This window comes from Lentimicrobium sp. S6 (assembly GCF_013166635.1).
Lineage (GTDB): Bacteria > Bacteroidota > Bacteroidia > Bacteroidales > UBA12170 > UBA12170.
In genome coordinates, this window is the sequence record NZ_JABKBZ010000018.1 from 56,452 (window position 1) to 76,533 (window position 20,082).

The following is a 20,082-nucleotide window of genomic DNA, read 5'->3' on the forward strand; positions in this document are numbered from 1 at the left end:
TGTTTTAAAACCAAATAGATGACATACGAAATTTTACAAATCAATCAAAAAGATGGAATTGCACTTGTAACCATCAGCCGACCAAAAGCAATGAATGCACTCAATACCCGTTTTTTTGAAGAAATGGATCATGCTGTTTCTCAATTTAAAACTGACGAAAACCTAAGGGCGGTTATCATCACTGGAGAGGGAAAAGCATTTGTAGCTGGAGCAGACATTGCAGAGATGAAAAACAAAACCCCAGAGGAAGGTAGCATATTCGCCACTCGTGGACAAGCTACTTTTTCGAGTTTTGCAGAATTGCATATTCCTGTTATAGCTGCCATTAATGGATTTGCTTTAGGTGGCGGTTTAGAATTGGCCATGGGAGCAGATTTCAGAATTGCGAGTACCAAAGCAAAATTTGGTCAGCCAGAAGTTAATCTTGGTCTTATTCCTGGTTTTGCAGGAACCCAAAGACTCAGTAGGCTTGTAGGACTAGCCGACGCCCTATTTTTACTCACCACAGCCGAAATGATTGGAGCAGAGGATGCATTAAGAATAGGTTTGGTGCAAAAAGTGGTAGAACCTGAAGCATTAATAGATACTTGTATGCAAATTGCTAAAACCATAGCAGGGAAAGGGCCTCAAGCAGTTTCTAAAGTAAAATCAGTTACTCATAAAGGCTTTGATATGTCTTTGGAGGAGGGTAATAAACTAGAAGCTGAGCAATTTGGAAGCCTATTTGGTAAAGGCTCAGAAGGAGCTGAAGGCATGGCTGCTTTTTTAGAAAAAAGAAAGCCTAATTGGTAATTTGGGTACTGGGTGCTAGATGCTGGGTAAATAAAAACATTGAAAGAAAACAAATCAACAATATGACTTACGAAGAAAGATTGCAAAATGTAACAGTTTTGGGAGCTGCTGGAAAAATGGGCAGTGGAATATTACTGTTAACGGCGGTTGAAATGACCAATTTGAGTCTGATGCCGGAAAATAAAAGAAAAACATTTGTTTTAAATGCCATGGATTTATCCGATGAAGGTCTTCATGGTTTAATGAAATATGTAAAATCTCAGGTTTTGAAAATTGCCGAAAAGCAAACAGTATGGCTTCGTTCGGTATATGCTGACAGAGAAGATTTGATAGAAAATGGCGAAATCATAGAGCAATATATCTTTGATGTTTTAAACATGATTCGCCCAACTACAGCTATGGAAGTAGCCTATCGTTCTCATTTGGTTTTTGAGGCCGTTAGTGAAAATCCAGATTTAAAAGTAAAGATATTATCACAAATAGATAGCAACAACCCTAACAAACCTTGGTTCTTCACCAATACCAGTTCTGTACCAATCAACTTAATAGATGAAGGAGCAAAACTAGGGGGCAGAGTGCTAGGTTTCCATTTCTACAATCCTCCAGCCATTCAAAAGTTGGTTGAATTAATCACCACCTCCTCTACTCTACCAGAGATGAAAGAGTTTGCACTAGCTTATGCAAATGGCTTAAAGAAAGTTGTGGTTCCTTCCAATGATATTGCTGGTTTTATTGGCAATGGCCATTTTATGCGCGATGGTCTTCATGGCTTAAGCGAAGTTAAAAACCTAAGCGTTAAATATACTTTCCCTGAGGCTGTTTATATCATGAATAAAGTGAGTCAAGATTTCTTAGTTCGCCCCATGGGGATATTTCAGCTGATTGATTATGTAGGAATTGACGTAATGCAATTTATCATGAAAGTGATGAACCCATATATGGAAAATGAAAATCTTCATAGTGATATTATAGACCAATTTATTGAGCTGGGCGTAAAAGGTGGTCAAATGAGCAGTGGCGCTCAAAAAGATGGCTTCTTAAAATACGAGAAAGGTCGTCCAGTTGCTGCATTCGATCCAAATACCGAGGAATATGTTTCATTTGAAACTTTTGCTGAGAAATGTGATAGTCAAATTGGAGCTTTACCAGAAGGTGCTATTCCTTGGAAAAAAGCGGTGAGATTAAAGAACAAAGAAGAAGTATTTGGAAAATTCTTTGGCCATATGAAGTCCTTGGATTCATTAGGAGCTCAGTTGGCTGCAAAATATGGCGCTCGTTCCCACGATATCGGAACAACTTTAATTAATGATGGTGTGGCAGCTAACAAAGAGGATGTGAATACTGTAATGCTTACCGGATTTTTCCATGCCTACGGTCCTATCAATGATTTTTTCAATTAAAAAATGAAGACAATGCGTAAAAAAGTATATATGACGGCCGGTTATAACACCATTTCATTAGGAACCGGAAGAAAAGAATTTAATCCAAAAAAGCCTCGTCCAGGAATTGAAGACTATTTAAAAGAAGCCGGACAAGGCGTTTTAAAACAAATAAAAGGTGGCGCAGATAGTGTTGACGAAAGTATCATGGGAAACTTCATGGCTGCCCGCTTTAATAAGCAAGCCAACCTTCCAGGTTTTTTCCCAATGATAGACAAAGGCCTAGAATACAAACCCGCTACCTCTGTAGAAGGTGCCTGCGGCTCTGGTGGCCTATCACTTATGGGTGGAATTCGCTCCATACTGGGTGAAACTGCAGATGTGGTCTTGAGTATGGGCGTTGAAGTTCAAAATACCGTAAAAGCTATTTATGGAGCTGATATTTTAGCTGGTGCGGGTTGGTACAAAGAACGTAAGAAAGGTCATGCCTATTTCTTCCCTGGCCAGTTTAGCGACAGAGCTGGAGCTTATTATGAAAAATACGATAGAGATAGAGCTAGAAAAGGGATGGCCCAATGGTATGCCAATGCCATAGAAAATGCCCGTTTGGATCCTACGGCTCAAGAATTCCACAATACTCATCCTGACCCTTATGCTCAGTCATTAAAAATGGAACCCAATGGAAAAATATTTGTGGATCATTTAAACTTTATGGACTGTTCCAAAGTATCAGATGGTTCAAGTGGAATTATCATTGCATCGGAGGAGGGTTTAAAAAGAATTGGTGTGGATAAGAAAGATGCTGTAGAAGTGATTGCTTTTGCACAAACCATTAGAAATATCACAGAACAACCAGCAGACAGAACAGAGCTTACTGCTATTAAAAAGGCCATTGAGAAAGCTCTAGCAAACGCAAGTATCACAGTGGAACAAGTGGGGACTATTGAACTTCATGACTGTTTCTCAATTGCTGGAATCCTCACCATTGAGGCATTGGGATTAGCAAAACCTGGTGAAGGTTGCGATTATGTTGCTGCTGGAAAAACTAAGAGAGATGGCGAAATGCCAATTAACACAACTGGAGGATTAGTAGGTTGGGGACATCCAACAGGAGCCACAGGTGTACACCAAGCTGTAACCATTTGGCAACAACTCACGGGAAATGCTGGAGATTCTCAAATAGAAATGAAAGCCGATCGTCCTTATGGAATGACCATCAATATGGGTGGTGATGATGTCACAGTTAGTTGCATTATTTATAAGCAGGGATAGGTAAAAAATCACAAAAAAGTAAAAGCAAGAAACTAATGAGTTTCTTGCTTTTTTTATCCTTCCTACAGTTTATGAGTCATATACAAAGCTTTTCAGAGATTATTTAATGAATAGTTTAAAAAATCATAAATAAAATACGATTTTTGGGGATAAATCGTTTATTAGCATGATGCATACCAAAATTAAAAAAGGACTTATTATAAGTGGGGTATCTATACTCAGCTTTATACTCCTATTGGCCCTATTTTTCTCGTTCATCTATATTGGCATTTTTGGCCCATTACCTTCTCAAGAAGAGTTAAAAGATATTCATAAGGAAGAAGCTTCCTTAGTACTCTCCTCCGATGGCAAATTATTAGGTAAATTTTTTGCTGAGAATAGAACTAATATCTCATTTAAAGAAATCCCTCCACACTTATTACAAGCTCTTATTGCAACTGAAGACAAACGTTTTTACGAGCATGAAGGCTATGATGTGAGAAGCTATTTCAGAGTCTTCTTTAAATCTATTCTTTTGGGCGACAAAAGCTCTGGAGGCGGAAGCACTATTACTCAACAATTGGTAAAAAATCTATATGGGAGAAACTACCACAGTTTTCTCTCCATGCCCATCAATAAGGTAAAAGAAGCCATTATTGCAGCCCGAATGGAAGAAGTGTATTCCAAAGAGGAAATTCTACTTTTATACTTAAACTCTGTTCCCTTTGGCGAGGAGGTTTTTGGTATTGAAGCTGCTGCTATTAGATATTTCGACAAACATGCTTTTGAACTAAATATTCAAGAATCAGCAGTACTTGTTGGCGTTTTAAAAGCCAATACTTTTTATAATCCACGATTGAATCCGAATAATGCAACTGGGAGAAGAAATCAAGTGATTCAGTTAATGGCAAAAGAAGAGTTTATTAGTACAGAGGAGTCTGATAGTATCCAGCAAATGGCTTTAGATTTATCTTATGCTAATTATCAAATAGCATCTCCTGCTGCTTACTTCGTAAGACAAGTAAAAAAGAGAGTTACGAGTATTTTGGAGGACATCAAATCACCTAATGGTCAAGCTTATAACCTGGAAAAGGATGGTTTGGTCATACATACATCACTCAATAGTAAAATACAAGAATTTGCAAGTCAGGCCAGTCAAAAGCAACTCAGTAAAATGCAATTGCTCCTTGATAAAGAGTTGAACAGACGAAACTACAGAAGGAATTGGGAGAAAAGCTTACTTCAGGATTATTCAAAAACTGAACTCACAGATCGAAAAAATAGAGAAGTATTTGATTGGGATGGTATTAAAGTAGAAGAAATGAGTTTGGCTGATAGTTTATGGCATTATCATAAGATGCTAAATTCGGCTGTTTTGATTACTGAGCCCTCCACAGCTCGAGTATTATCATGGTTAGGCGGAAATAATTATAGATACCTCCCCTATGATATGATTTTTGCTCAAAGACAAATTGCAAGCACCATTAAGCCATTTATTTATGCTGCTGGTATAGAATCAGGATTATCCTCTTGTGATTATTTGGAGAACGAAGTAAAAGAATACGAAGCATATAAAGGCTGGAAACCGGAGAATTACAATCATCAGCAAACAAAAGATTCCTCAGTGGCCATGTGGTATGCCTTGATCAATTCCATGAACTTACCCACTGTGGATTTGTATTTCAAAACAGGACATGATGCCGTAGCCGATTTATTAAGAAGATTAAATATTCACGTTCCAAAGAACGAAACTCCAGCACTAGCTTTAGGTGCTTTAGATGCATCTCTCTATGAAATGACATTAGCATACGGTACACTTGCCAATGGAGGAAATATACATAAAGATCTATCCATGATTGATAGCATTACAGACGCCAATGGATATTTAATCTATAAAAATCCAATATCAAAACCCTCCACAGCAATTGACGAACAAGTATGTGCGCAAATATCGTCCATCCTCCAAAAAGCTATAAACGAAGGAACCGGCAGACAAATAAGGTATCGTTTTGGAATCAGAAGTGATTTAGCTGGAAAAACTGGAACAGCACAAAATTATAGCAATGCTTGGTTTATGAGTTTCACTCCAAATCTAGTCATTGGGACATGGGTAGGTGCTCGCTCTCCAGAAGTTCATTTTAAGGGTGGATTGGGTAGTGGTTCTGCTTTGGCTTTACCCATCAGCGGTGATATTCTACAAAATATTGAAAAGAACAAAATTCTAAAAAATGAATATCTAAACAGCTTTTCTACCGATACGACTCTGTTATCAATACTTGATTGCCCAGCCTATAAAGAAAAAGGAGTAGATGGGTTCTTCCATCGCCTATTTAATGGAAAAGGTGAGGATAAAAACATAAAAGTGGATAGCGGGAGAACAATTTCCAAAAAAGACAAAAGACAAGCCAAAAAAGACACAAGAAGAAAGAAAAAAGAAGACAAAGAAAAGACCAAAGTTGGAAAGTTTTTTGACCGTTTATTTAAGGGGAAGAAGGGTGATAAATAAAAAGGAACCACTTAAACCAAGGTGACTTTAAATGAAATTCAAATTACTAAGTAATTAGTGTTGTATTAAAAGGGGAATTAAAACCATGCTATTTAATTTTCCATATGCAAGTTGAATTGCTTAATCTTTTATAATCTGATATGAAGCTTTCTTTTTCCCTAGTCCCTAGACCAAAGCCAATCTAATTAATATGATTACTCCACCTCCAATTCTAGCTCCACTGCCAACGGAGGACCATCATTTCCATTGTTAGGAGCTGGTGACACCTAGGAAAAACCATTTGAGAATACTAACATAAACTACAATTCCAATAAGTTTTTTACTCTTTATAAATCTAAATTTTATGATTTATAAAATGATTTTTTTAGTTCTAAGTTTTTCATTCCCTTTGAGCTGGACAAGCATAGCACCACTTATATGATTTAGATTAAAACTTTGTGTTTTTTCATGCGATAGCTCTTTTTCAAAAACAACTCTTCCAGTTAAATCGTAGAACGTAATTTGCTGATAGTCTTCAGACTTGTCCATGCTTACATATACTATTCCGTTTGAAGCATAAACTTGCATATCTTGTGCTTCATTCTCATCTATACCAGTTGCCATCAAATGAAGAATAAATCGCTCTTCTGAATCAGTAATTTCCCAGTCGAAATAATAAATTCCTTTTGTAAGGTCATGGAATTTATCTATCTTAGTATCCTCTAGTTCTACAGAAGCAATATCATGAATTTGATCAAGTCTAATTGAATAATAGCCATTTATATCATTTCTAAATCCAAGAGGAATCATTTCACTTTCTGGTCTAACATCTATAGAGAATTGATTTTCATCTTTAATAGAATAAATCTGAGAAATGCCTTCTACATTTGTAAAAAATTTAATAGCATCATATGTAAAATCGTAACCTGAAACGGTTTGGGGATTGAATTTAATCCATAATTCATCTTCGTAATCACCATTTGATGCCGCGATGACGACACCGTTGCTTATCGTATTTTTTGACTTATAATAGCTTGTTGCATTGCTATGTGTTCTATCACTATTTTCAACAGTAAATGTACCAGAGGAGGCTGGAAGAATAAAGAAGCCTTGCATGGGAGGAATATTGGGGGATCCCGTTCCTATACCATCATTATAACTTTCATATGCTGTTCCGTTATGATAATTTACGGCCCCATAAGTATCATCTAATCCTGTCCAATCAATAGAAGATGGATAGGGATTGCCAATAAGATTTGCCTTGTTATAGAGTCCTCCAGTACCATCAGTTGTTAGAGCTATACTCTGGCTTCCAGAATTAGGTGTTCCAGTAAAAGTGTGTATATCCGATCCACTACCAGTGGACCAAAATCCAAATCCTTTTGCTGGTACTAAACTTACATTGGTTTCGATTATTTCATACCACAATGCATCTTCTTCACTCCAGGTCTGTAAATAGTCACCAATAAACATCCCACTAAAAGCATCAGCAACTGGAGATGAAATATAGTGCCATTGACCATTTGAAATACTTCTTTGTACATGAAAAGTTCCGTTATTTGTTATGGTTCCCTCAGTAATTAGACTCCCCCCTGATTCTACAGTAAGCGTAACGCCAGAATTAACAATCAAATTGTCACTTTCAGCTTGAACCCCACTGGCAATAACCGGAGCTATCCCTACATCTGTAATAGTTACATTATCAGAACTTGTTGGAACAGAATTCCCATACCAGTTAGTGGCTTTACTCCAATCGCTATCCTCTGCTCCCGTCCAAGTATAGGCATCATATAAAACTTCAATAAGAGTTCCATATGCTCCAGATCCATTACTAAAATCAAATTTCTTTGTGTAACTATTATTTACAGGGTTGATCTCAAATAAGACACCTTTTCCATTAACTCCACCACTACCTGTCATCCCAAATAACTTTCCATTAGAAGCTTGAAATAAAGATCCTCTGGGAGACTGCCCCTTAGTGGTACCATCAAAGTCTAGTATTTTTGAAAAAGTATTGAGGCTAGGATTGTATTCAAATAACACACCTTTATTATCTGTTCCACCATAAAAGGTCATTCCATACAGTTTTCCATTAGAAGCTTGCATTAAGGAGCCTTGAGGAGAACTCCCATTGTCACCATCAAAGTCTAATCTTTTGATATAATCACCAGTGACTGGATCGAATTCAAATAATACACCTAAGTCATCTGTTCCACCATTGGAGGTCATCCCGTACAGCTTTCCATTAGAAGCCTGAATTAAAGAACCCAAGGGATTTGCCCCCTTAATAGAACCATCAAAATCTATTTTTTTACTGAAAGTTGAACTTCCTAAATCATATTCAAATAAGACACCTAAACCATCTGTTCCACCATTGGAGGTCATCCCGTACAACTTATCATTAGAAGCCTGAATTAAAGAGCCTTGAGAATACCGTCCTGTGAGAATATTATCAAAATCTATTTTATTAGTATACACATCGTTTACCGGGTCATATTCAAATAATACACCACCCAAATTTGCTCCACCGGTTTGGTTCATTCCATATAGCATTCCATTAGAAGCTTGTATTAAGGAGCCAACGGGACTTCTCCCTTTATCAGTTTCAAAATCTACTTTTATAGTATAGATTCCGTTTGCCTGGTCATATTCAAATAATACACCATAATTACTTGCTCCACCGCCATTAGCCAGCCCATAAAACTTTCCGTTAGAGGCTTGGAGTAAGGCTCCCCAAGAACCATACCCATTATAAGCAAACATAAAGTCTATCTTTTTGGAATAAGTATCGCTATTCAAGTCAAATTCAAACAATACACCCTCATTAATCAACCCTCCAAATTGGGTCATTCCATATAGTTTTCCATTAGAAGCCTGAATTAAAGAACCTAAGGGATTTGCCCCCATACTAGAACCATCAAAATCTATTTTTTTGGTGATTGTTCCGCTTCCTGGATTGTATTCAAACAACACACCCTTAGAAGATATACCTCCTGATTCATTCATACCATAAAGCATTCCATCAGAAGCTTGAATCAAGGAACCATATGGGTTTTGGCCCATATTAGTACCATCAAATTCTATTTTCTTTATAAAACTGTTATCCGAAGGATCGTATTCAAATAGTACACCTTTACTATTCGTACCCCCTAATTGAGTCATCCCATAAAGCTGACCATTAGAAGCCAAGAATAAAGAGCCTGTGGGATACTTCCCGTTGTTGGTATTATCAAAATCTATTTTCTTTGTAAAACTGTTATCTGAGGGATCATATTCAAATAGTACACCTATATTATTCGTACCCCCTAATTTGGTCATCCCATATAGCTTATTATTAGTTGCCTCGACTAAGGATCCGTAGGGCATACTCCCTTTGCTAGTACCATCAAACTCTATTTTCTTCGAAAAACTGTTATCTGAAGGATCATATTCAAATAGTACACCTTTACTATTCGTACCCCCTAATCGAGTCATCCCATATAGCTTTCCATTATCGGCTTGTAGTAAGCTACCATGAGGTGAGCCGCCCTTGTTTACATTATCAAAATCTATTTTCTTGACAAAAATATCGGTTGCAGGGTCGTATTCAAATATGACACCCTGATTAAATGTCCCTCCAATTTCGGTCATCCCATATAATTTTCCATTAGATACTTCGATTAAAGACCCAGTCATTTTGCCCCCTTTGGATGTTACATCAAAGTGTATTTTTTCGGTATAACTTCCATTGCTTGGGTCATACTCAAATAATACACCCACACCATTTACTCCTCCATTTTGGGTCACCCCATATAGTTTTCCATTGGATGCTTCGCATAGTTCTGAATAGCTGGGGTTTGTCCCATCATACCTTTCAAAACTAAAAGAAAGAGAATGGTTTTCCCCGTTAACATCTGTTTTGAAAATTGTACCACTATTACCGTCGCCACCTGCGGAAGTAAGTCCCCAGAGTTCTGGAACTTGTGCTTTAAGCTTGGGTATAAAAAGAATTATAATGGTAATTATAAAAAGTAGGATTTTATTCATTTGATTGTTTTAGCGTTAATTTAATTGTTAAGATCTCATATAGCAGATACCTATCATATGATTTATAAGAGATACAAGAATATTGGTCATTACAAAGGTAGCGTTAATACCTCCCAAAAATACTTACAAATATCTTAGAAAACAACTGTAATTCAGGTCAATACAAGAATACAGACATATTTTATTCGAATCCCTTTATTAATAGGTATTACAATGCCTATTAATTTTGAAAAACTTATATGTTAATTATTTAACACTAAAAATTGAATTAAAATTATCTTTTAGAAATAATATTATTCTTCAATAATTAGAATCAAATAAGTAATTAAATACCAATCTTTAGTCTATTGCTGAATGAGATGGCTCAATAAGACTTTTTAATAAAGAATTTGATTGTTGAACTGATAAGATTTTAATTAGAAAAAAGAAGACAAAGAAAAAAACCAAAGTTGGAAAGTTTTTTGACCGTTTATTAAAAGGGGAAGAAGGATGATAAATAAAAAGCAGAATTTATTATTAAATTCTGCTTTTTATCATCAATTCTAATTTTCTAGAATACATCCTTATGGGGAAGGTTAATAATATTAATAGTTGCATTCACTATAGAATCAGGATTATTATAATACCTTAACTGCATCTCTAAATCTATGATTTCATAAACATCGGTTCTTGCGCTTTTTTTCATAAAACCACTGGAGGTTCCACCAAAAAATGTTTCAAAGCCTCTAAATTTTAAATAAAATCCAATATAAGATCCTTGCGGGTCGGGAATAATGGACCCCGATTGTTGAAAAAGATTATATATATCTGGTTCTGAGGACAAATTCAAAATAATATCTTGGCTTGAAAATTGCGAATAATAATCGGTCAGGCTAAGCTTCAACCATTCTGTTTGATTTACTTGAGCCCAGGTGAAATAGTTAGACAAAGCATTTCCTTCCCCTAATCCAAACTCATAAACTTCGCCATTCATGATTAGCTTTCCTACGGGTCTTAGCATAGTTAGCTCAATAGTTTCTGTGTGTGTGTATCTTCATTTCCTTGAGCATCAAAAACGTGTAAAGTGACATCAAAACTCATGTTAGTATACAAATTATACAAGCCATATAAGTTTTCTGGGTTTTCCGCCTCTGAAGTATTACCATCATCAAAATCCCAATAATAACTCACCACATCACCAGTGGATTGATTCTCGAACTTCACTCTGCAAGTATCTAAATACATATCAGGATAACCAGGTGTGATAAAAGATGATTGTGTTCCATATACAAAATGAGCATTTATATTAGGGCCACCACCGCCTGAGCCGCCACCTGAACCACCGCCTGAGCCACCGCCACCGCCATAAGGCCATGTGGATATGCTTTGAGAATATTGATCTAAACCCGATTGAAAATTACTCACCTGACTAATTTTAAATGAACCAGAGGTAAAAGTAATATAATCCCCTACTCCACCTTGATCACTCATGATGATGGTTCCTTTAAAACTACCTTCAATATTCTGTTCATCTATCTTAGTGATGGTCACAGTTGGTACCTCATATTTATCAATACTCTCATCCTCCTCAAACTCCGGGTAGCTTTGATACCAATCATAAGAATCGGCAGTTTCCTGATATACAAGCATATCTACAATTCCGGCATAAGCTAAACCATTATCATACTCAGTCCCCATTTTATAAGTCCCTAGAGCGTATGGAACTGTAAAAGCAATACCTTCTTGGGTATACATATGGCCTATTCTAATTCGCTTGATATTCTCTCCAATGCTTTCTATGTACTCGGTGCTCATTTCTGCACCGAAGTATTCTCCTTCATATTCGTATGTAGTTCCATCTAAATCTATTGCTGTAATTCTATTATTGGAGCTTTCTTCTATCTCTACCTGAGTATTATCAAGAATTTCATCTTCTGATTCTGGTGAACAGGCGAACATAATTCCTATTAAAAACACTACTTTAATGATCCAATAAAAAGTTTTCATTTGCTTATTTATTTTCATTTCTAAATCAATTTATTGTTTGTGAAACAAAAAAAATAAAACCCCTAAATAAAGCCAAGTATTTTCCTGTTATCATTTTGTTAATCAAGTATTGTATTACCTGATCAGCCCCATCTATTTTTTCCATGTTAAAAAAGAAAAAGTTGTCTAATATTTAGATATATATCAAAAAAAAGGCAACCAAATGGCTGCCTTTTCAAATGATATTTGATTATAAGTTATTGAACCACCACACGTTTAACACTATGCTGTTCTCCTTGCTGGACCATTATCATATAAACCCCTCTTTCATACTTTTCTAAGTCGAAGTCTATTTTAATAATCGTTGCAGAATTATCAACAATCTTACGTTCTATTACTCTACGTCCACGGAAGTCATAAATTTGAATATTAACTTCATCCTCTGCTCCAATGAGCTCAAGAACAAATTTACCATCAGTTGGGTTTGGGTAAAGTCCGATATTCATTTCTGAATTACTCACTCCACATTCTTTAAATTCTAATTCAATAGATTTCTCATTCCTACAACCATACTCATCGAAAACACTAACAGTGTATTCAACTTGTCCAGCCATATGAGCTTGAACTTCATTAAAAGGACCATCTTCTAGTTCCATATTCCACTGATAACTTACTGCACCTGGAGCATAAGCCTCGAGTATAACTTCTTGGTTAACACAATAGGCTTCTTGCTCATTCTCCACATCGATACTCACATCTGGAAGACCTTTGAAGTCAACAACAACTGTATCGGCTGTAGAACAGGCATCTTCTCTAATCACCAAACAAGTGAACTCTTTCTCACCAGCTTCTTCCTCACTAACGATGATACTACGACCTACCTGACCACTACTCCAGTTATAACTCATACCATCCTCTACAATTGCTGTAAGCTCAATTTCAGAACCCACACATGCTGGATTACCATCATTAACTTCGAATGCTATATCAAACTGATTCATATCGCCAATAGAAACTGGGTTAAATTCGTAATCGATACTACAAACAGAGCCATTAGAAACAACCACATTATAATTCCCAGGGAATAAACCTTCAAAGACTGGACTTGCTTGGAATGTGATTCCATTATCAATAGAATATTCCATGAATTCAGCACCTTTATCTGCTACCACTTCAATTCTACCAAATACTCCAGTACAATTTACATCTGACTTATAAACTTGAGCTATATGCATTTCGGAAGGCTCTGCTATCACTATATTGTGATTATCGTAACTAGCAGAACAACCATTGGCATTTTTAACTTTAATATAATATTCATCTGCTGCTAAGTCTTCAAATACCGGACTTGGTTGATATGTTACACCATTATCGATAGAGAACGAAACAGCATCCTCAGACTCAACAACTATTCGTCCATCATCAGAACCATAACAGCTTAAATTAAATGATGTTACCATCTCTATTTCTAGGGGTTCAGGAGCTGTAATCACTATAGGATTCAATTCATGTTCTTTTATACATCCTATTTCATCCATCACTAAGACTTCATAACTACCTGCGGATAATTCATCAAATTCTGCATATTGATTCCAAGTATCTCCACCATCAATAGAATATTCAAATTCTCCAACACCACCACTAACAGCGACTTTGATAGAACCATCATTTCCATCATAACAATTAGTGACATTTTGAATGCTTGCTGACAATAAGATTTCTTCAGCTTGCTCTATTTGAATTGGAGCATCATCACTAGCAATACATCCATTGGCATCTTTAGCAAATATCTCATATTCACCAGCAGGAAGGTTTTCAAAGATTCCATCACTTTCAAAATAAGAGTCACCCCCGTCAATTGAATAGAGAATTTCACCTGTTCCACCAGTAGTTGTAATATGAATTTCACCATCTGTATGTCCATAACAACCTAAATACTTATTAGGACTACTAGCAAACACCTTAAGCTCATCAGGTTGTGTAATACTAACAGTTTCCTGATACTCGAATTCACAATTATATGAGTCTCTTAATATTACTTGATAATCACCTGCTGGTAGCTCTGTATAATCAGATTGATATGGCGCCCAGGTAAGCCCACCATCAATAGATATACTCAATTCACCATGTCCACCAAATGCTTGAATATGTAGTTCTCCACTTATGTCTCCAAAACATCCTTCAACATTGGTCTGGCTCACATATAATTGTAGTTCATCATATGCTTCAACAACTACAGGGTTTTCTGGACAATAAACCTCACACCCATTTTCATCTTTAACTTTAACAATGTAGGTTTCAGCCATAAGGTCAATAAAGGTTGGACTAGTTTGATATGTTTGACCATTATCAATAGAGTAATATAGTTGTCCTGTTCCACCCAATGCAGCTACCTGAATGGAGCCTAGCTGATTATCACAAGCTTCATCTAATTTCTCTAATCCTAAGATTAAGATTTCATCAGGTTCTGATATAACAACAGGTGTTTCATATACTGTGACGCATCCATTTTCATCTTGAACTGCCACTATATATTCTCCATCGACTACTTCATTAAAGTTAGGTGCATTTTGGTAAGTGGTTCCACCATCAATGCTATAACTATACATTCCTGTACCACCCTCTGATAGAATAGTAATACTTCCAAATCCGCCAAAACAAATTGGATTGATTGATTCAATATTACTAATTACTAATTCTATTGGCTCTGTAATTACTATAGGGTTATTCTCGTAAGGCATAACACAATTATTACCATCCATTACCCAAACTTCATATACGCCAGCACCTAAGTTCTCAAATACAGGATTTGAAGACCAATTGCCACCAGCTTGAATTAAATAAGAATAATTACCAGCTCCACCATAAGCATTTATTGTAATAGATGCATTTGCATCCCCATTGCAGCTTTCAACATGAGTATTAAAAACAGACATATTAATCTTACTTGGCTGTTGAATATATACTGGGTTCTGAGAATAATAATATTCACAACCACTTTCATCTTTTAATATCAACTCATAAGAGCCAGAGGAGACACCTTCAAAAATCCCACCATTTTGCTCATAGCTTTCACCACCATTGATAGAATAAGAAATCGTACCAATCCCTCCTTGGGCTAACATTTGAATACTACCATTACTTTGTCCATAACAACCTGTTACGTTACTTGTTGTCACATCCGTAATCATTAGTACTTCTGGATCTGAAATTACTATTTCTTGCTCATAATCAATTCTGCAACCATGACCATCTTTTACTTTAACATCATATATACCAGCGGTAAGGTTATTGAATATACCGTTATTACTAAAGTAATTTAAACCCCCATCTATTGAATACCGAATCATATTACTTCCGCCAATTGCTGATATATGTATAGATCCCGAAGCAGAACCAGTACAGCCAAATACATTAGAATGTGATACCCCGGTGATTAATAACTCTTCTGGCTGAGTTAAAGTTATAGTTTCATTCCAAACAGTAATACATGAATTGGTATCAATAACTAGTATATCATATTCTCCAGCTGGAAGATCCTCTATTACATTATTCACATGATATGATACACCACCATCCACAGAATATAGATATCTTGGAGTCCCTCCATGAGTATAAATCTCAATAATACCATTTTCATCACCAAAACAAGTCGTGATATTGGTTGGAATGACCGCATCGATAGTTAATGGCTCATCAGGTTGAGTGATGGTATAAACTTCTGAAACCATTTCACATCCATTAATATCAGTTACTGTAAGAACATAATCACCAATTAACAACTGGTTAATATTTTTAGTATCCGCAGTAAATCCATTAGGACCTGCCCATACATATTGATATGGAGGAGTTCCACCACTTACATTTGTTTTAATTTTACCGGTGGCATCTCCATAACAGAATACTGGTTTTAACTGCATCAATGTAATAGTTAATAGAGGAGGCTCAACAATAATAATAGGCTCGTTCCATTCAGCAATACAATCGTGAGCATCTTTTACAATGAGATTGTATTCACCTGCTGTTAGGTCATCGAAACCGTACTGAGGCTGCCAATCTATACCACCATTGATAGAGAACTGATAAGGTTTAGTTCCACCGAAAGCATAAGCATAAATACTACCTGTTGCTTCACCGTAACATCCTTCCACATCTTCTTTAATGATATCATTGATATATAGTAAATCTGGTTCAGTAATCGTTATGTATTCAGACCAGATTGTCATACAATCATTAGTATTCTTCACATAGACTGCATAATTCCCAGGAGCAATTCCAGTAAAATATCCAGAGGTATTAGTAAAGTCAATGCCATCGATACTGTAGAACAAGCCAGAAGGAGCTCCATCTGTTGCAACAGTTATTGTTCCATCAGCAGTACCAAAACACATCACATTAGTAGAAGTCACATCAAGTATTGTGAAAGCTTCTAAGTCGATTACTTCAAGTTCGAAGTTACAAGAAGTCTCATTTCCGTTAACATCAACCACTGTAAACTCAATATTATGAAGACCAGCTGTTTCTTGAGTATATATAGTTCCTGGAGCTGGAATCTGAGTAATACTACCCACTCCACAAGCCTCAATTATACTTAACTCAAAAGAATAATCAGGAAGCAATACTTTACAACCTACACCAATATATAAGTCTTGGTTTTCAGGACAAGTAATAACAGGTGCAGTTACATCATATACTGTTACAATGGCATTTACACTTGTTACATTTCCACTTGCATCTGTTCCAATTAAGGCTACTGTATTGTCACCAACATGACTACAATCGAACTCGCTTTGTCCAAGGCTTAATTCAAAAGTACAATTATCATAAGAACCATTATCAATATCCATTGGAGTTATGCTTGCAAAACCTGTTTCATCAAGGTCAATACTAATGTTTTGAGTAATAACCACAGGTGTAATATTATCTTCAACTGTAACTATTGATTCACATGTTGAAACATTATTATGAATATCTATTACTGTTAAAATCACTGTATTATCACCAACATGAGTACAATCAAAATCAGACTGAGATATTGCTAGACTTGCAATTCCACAAGCATCATTAGAACCATTATCTAGTTCCTCTGGGATAATAGAAGCTAAACCATTCTCATCTAATTCAATTACTATATTCTGACATATGGCTTCAGGAGCTATGTTATCTTCTATAGTCACTATGGATTCACATGTGGTAAAGTTTCCATTAACATCAGTTACTGTAAGTGTAACTGTATTTGGCCCAACATGACTACAATCGAAATCACTTTGAGAAATTGATAAGCTAGCAATACCACAAGCATCATTAGAACCATTATCTATTTGTTCTGGGGTGATACTAGCTAAGCCATCAACATCTAGTTGAACTGTGATATTTTGACAAATTGCGATTGGTGCTACTAAGTCTTCCACTGTTACGGTGGCTTCAACAGTAGTCACATTCGCATTATTATCAGTTACAGTAAGAACTACAGTGTTTGGTCCAATATGACTACAGTCAAATGCATTTGGAAGAACTGATAAACTAGCAATTCCACATGCATCGTTAGAACCATTATCTATTTGTTCTGGAGTAATACTCAAATTTCCACTGGCATCAAGCTGAATAGTGATATCTTGACTGATAGCAATAGGAGCAATATTATCTTCAACAATTACTGCTGATTCACATGTTGAAATATTTCCGTTAACATCAGTTACGGTGAGTGTGATGGTATTAGAACCTACATGAGAACAATCGAAATCATATTGCGATAAAGAAAGACTTGCAATTCCACAAGCATCATTTGAACCATTATCTATTTGCTCATTTGTGATACTTCCATTACCAAATTCATCAAGTTGAACTGTTAGCCCTTGACATAAAGCTTCAGGGGCCACATTATCTTCAACATTTACCGTAGCATCACATGTAGATACATTACCATTATTATCAGTTACAGTCAATGTGACCATATTAGCTCCTACATGACTACAATCGAATGTATTTGGAAGAACTGTCATGCTTGCAATACCACAAGCGTCATTTGAACCATTATCAACCTGATTGGCAACTATACTAACTTGTCCGTTTACATCCAACTGAACAGTGATGTCTTGACAAATAGCTATTGGAGCTACTAAATCTTCAACAGTTACAATGGCTTCAATTGTTGAAACATTTGAATTATTATCAGTTACTGTAAGAACTACCGTATTATCTCCAATATGACTACAATCAAATGCATTTGGAAGAACTGATAAACTAGCTATCCCACAAGCATCGTTAGAACCATTATCTATTTGTTCTGGAGTAATACCCATATTTCCACTGGCATCAAGTTGAATAGTAATATTCTGACTTATTGCTATAGGAGCAATTAAATCCTGAACAGTTACTGTTGACTCACATGTTGAAATATTTCCGTTGTTATCAATTACTGTTAACGTTATCGTATTTGCTCCAACATGGCTACAATCAAAGTCTGTTTGGTTAATACTAATACTAGCAATACCACTGGCATCATTTGAACCATTATCAACTTGTTCTGCTGTTATACTTGTGTTTCCTAAATCATCTAACTGAATGACTATGTCTTGACAAATCGCATTCGGAGGTGTTATATCCTGAATAGTAACTATTGCTTCACAAGTGCTAATATTACCATTAACATCAGTTACTGTAAGCGTAATGGTATTATCACCAACATTTGCTGGAGTAAATACATTAGGACTGGCAACTAAACTAGCAATATCACAGGCATCATTTGAACCATTATCAATATCACTTCCTGTTATTGAAGCATTACCTAATGCATCTAGAGGAATAGTAATATCTTGACAAATAGCTACTGGTGGTGTGATGTCTTCAACCGTAACTTGTGCTTGACAAGAACTTACATTTCCATTTACATCTTCTACTGTAAGAGTTACTGTATTCCCTCCAACATTAGAACAGTCAAATGTATTTGGAGAAACATCTAAACTAGCTATTCCACAAGCATCATTTGAGCCATTATCAACCTGAGCTGCTGTAATACTTGTATTTCCTGTAGCATCTAATTGAATAGTGATATCTTGACAAATAGCTATTGGTGCCACTTCATCTATAATTGTTACTATCGCAGATTCTGTATTCTGGTTTCCATTAACATCAGTTACAAGTAACTCTACTGTATTAGGTCCAACATTTGAACAATCGAAATCGAATGGTGTTACTTGCATATTTGCAATTCCACAGGCATCATTTGAACCATTATCAACATCTGCAGGAATAATTGAAGCTAAACCTAAATCATCAAGTGATACTGTTATATCCTTTGTAATGGCTATAGGATTCACATTATCTTCAACTGTTACTTGAGCAGTAGTGCTTGTTGCATTACCACTTGGGTCAGTTCCTGTTAATGTGATTGTATGTACTCCTACTTCACTACAAACAAAGTCAGATTGACTGATTGTCAAGGCAGCAGAACAATTATCATAACTTCCATTGTCAATATCCGAAGGTGTAATACTTACCGTTCCCATATCATCTAATTGAACAGTGATATCTTTAGATAACATAACAGGAGAAATATTATCTTCCACTGTTACTTGAGCAATACAAGTAGCTGTTAAGCCTGCATTATCCTTAACGAGGAGGGTAACATTATTAATTCCCGTATTTGAACAATCAAATGAGTTTGGAATAGCTTCTAAACTAGCTACCATTCCGTTATCATAAGAACCATTGTCAATATCAGAGCCAACAATACTTGCTTGCCCGGCATTATCTAATTGAATAGTGATGTCTTGACAAATAGCAGTAGGAGGTGTTAAGTCAGCAATAGTCACTATAGAAGTACAAGTCGATGTATTTCCAGCCGCATCTGTTAATGTTAGAATTACAGTATTTTCACCTAAATCAACAACAGTAAATGCATTTGGAGAAACATCCATGCTTACAATTCCACAGTTATCTGTGCTGCCATTATTCACATCTGCACCAACTATACTTGCTGTTCCTGTCATACCATCAAGGTTCACTGTAATATCTTGACAACTTGCAATTGGAGCTTCATCATCAGTAATGATAACATCCTGATTATCAGTACTAATATTACCATGGATATCTTCTACAGTCCAGGTGATGGTGGTTGTTCCTACATTATAGAAGCCACTAGCATCGGATGTTCCATTGAAGTTATTTGTAATACTCGCTACT

8 protein-coding genes are annotated in these 20,082 nt (G+C 36.0%); 4 read left to right on the forward strand and 4 right to left on the reverse strand.

Annotated features, from left to right (window positions below; translation table 11 throughout):
• The first annotated feature begins 18 nt into the window (after positions 1-18).
• From HNS40_RS08370 to HNS40_RS08385, 4 genes are all read left to right on the forward strand, one after another.
• Positions 19-792, forward strand: a complete 774-nt coding sequence (locus HNS40_RS08370) for an enoyl-CoA hydratase/isomerase family protein (RefSeq protein WP_172279639.1) — start codon at positions 19-21, stop codon at positions 790-792.
• 62 nt (positions 793-854) lie between these two features.
• A complete protein-coding gene (locus tag HNS40_RS08375) occupies positions 855-2,192 on the forward strand; it encodes a 3-hydroxyacyl-CoA dehydrogenase family protein (protein WP_172279641.1) in 1,338 nt (445 codons plus the stop codon).
• 12 nt (positions 2,193-2,204) lie between these two features.
• Positions 2,205-3,443 carry a hypothetical protein gene (locus HNS40_RS08380; RefSeq protein WP_216664160.1) on the forward strand — a complete coding sequence of 413 codons (1,239 nt, stop codon included), beginning with the start codon at positions 2,205-2,207 and terminating at the stop codon, positions 3,441-3,443.
• Between the two features lie 166 nt (positions 3,444-3,609).
• A complete protein-coding gene (locus HNS40_RS08385) occupies positions 3,610-5,928 on the forward strand; it encodes a transglycosylase domain-containing protein (protein ID WP_172279645.1) in 2,319 nt (772 codons plus the stop codon).
• A gap of 348 nt (positions 5,929-6,276) precedes the next feature.
• Here the strand turns inward: HNS40_RS08385 and HNS40_RS08390 are convergent, their stop codons facing one another.
• From HNS40_RS08390 to HNS40_RS08405, 4 genes are all read right to left on the reverse strand, one after another.
• On the reverse strand, positions 6,277-9,933 hold the full coding sequence (locus HNS40_RS08390) for a choice-of-anchor tandem repeat GloVer-containing protein (RefSeq protein WP_172279647.1): 3,657 nt from the start codon (positions 9,931-9,933) through the stop codon (positions 6,277-6,279).
• Between the two features lie 550 nt (positions 9,934-10,483).
• Complete coding sequence (locus HNS40_RS08395; RefSeq protein WP_172279649.1) at positions 10,484-10,933, reverse strand: hypothetical protein; 450 nt, start codon at positions 10,931-10,933, stop codon at positions 10,484-10,486.
• 2 nt (positions 10,934-10,935) lie between these two features.
• Entirely contained in the window at positions 10,936-11,919 is a 984-nt protein-coding gene (locus HNS40_RS08400) for a PKD domain-containing protein (RefSeq protein WP_172279651.1), read from the reverse strand.
• Between the two features lie 236 nt (positions 11,920-12,155).
• Positions 12,156-20,082: HYR domain-containing protein (locus HNS40_RS08405; RefSeq protein WP_172279653.1), on the reverse strand; the 7,927-nt coding region annotated here is incomplete at its 5' end.

Excerpts from the sequence above, each read along its gene's own strand:
- HNS40_RS08390 (WP_172279647.1), bottom strand. The coding sequence starts at position 9,933 with ATGAATAAAATCCTACTTTTTATAATTACCATTATAATTCTTTTTATA.
- HNS40_RS08380 (WP_216664160.1), top strand. The coding sequence starts at position 2,205 with ATGCGTAAAAAAGTATATATGACGGCCGGTTATAACACCATTTCATTA.
- HNS40_RS08385 (WP_172279645.1), top strand. The coding sequence starts at position 3,610 with ATGATGCATACCAAAATTAAAAAAGGACTTATTATAAGTGGGGTATCT.
- HNS40_RS08375 (WP_172279641.1), top strand. The coding sequence starts at position 855 with ATGACTTACGAAGAAAGATTGCAAAATGTAACAGTTTTGGGAGCTGCT.
- HNS40_RS08395 (WP_172279649.1), bottom strand. The coding sequence starts at position 10,933 with ATGCTAAGACCCGTAGGAAAGCTAATCATGAATGGCGAAGTTTATGAG.
- HNS40_RS08370 (WP_172279639.1), top strand. The coding sequence starts at position 19 with ATGACATACGAAATTTTACAAATCAATCAAAAAGATGGAATTGCACTT.
- HNS40_RS08400 (WP_172279651.1), bottom strand. The coding sequence starts at position 11,919 with ATGAAAACTTTTTATTGGATCATTAAAGTAGTGTTTTTAATAGGAATT.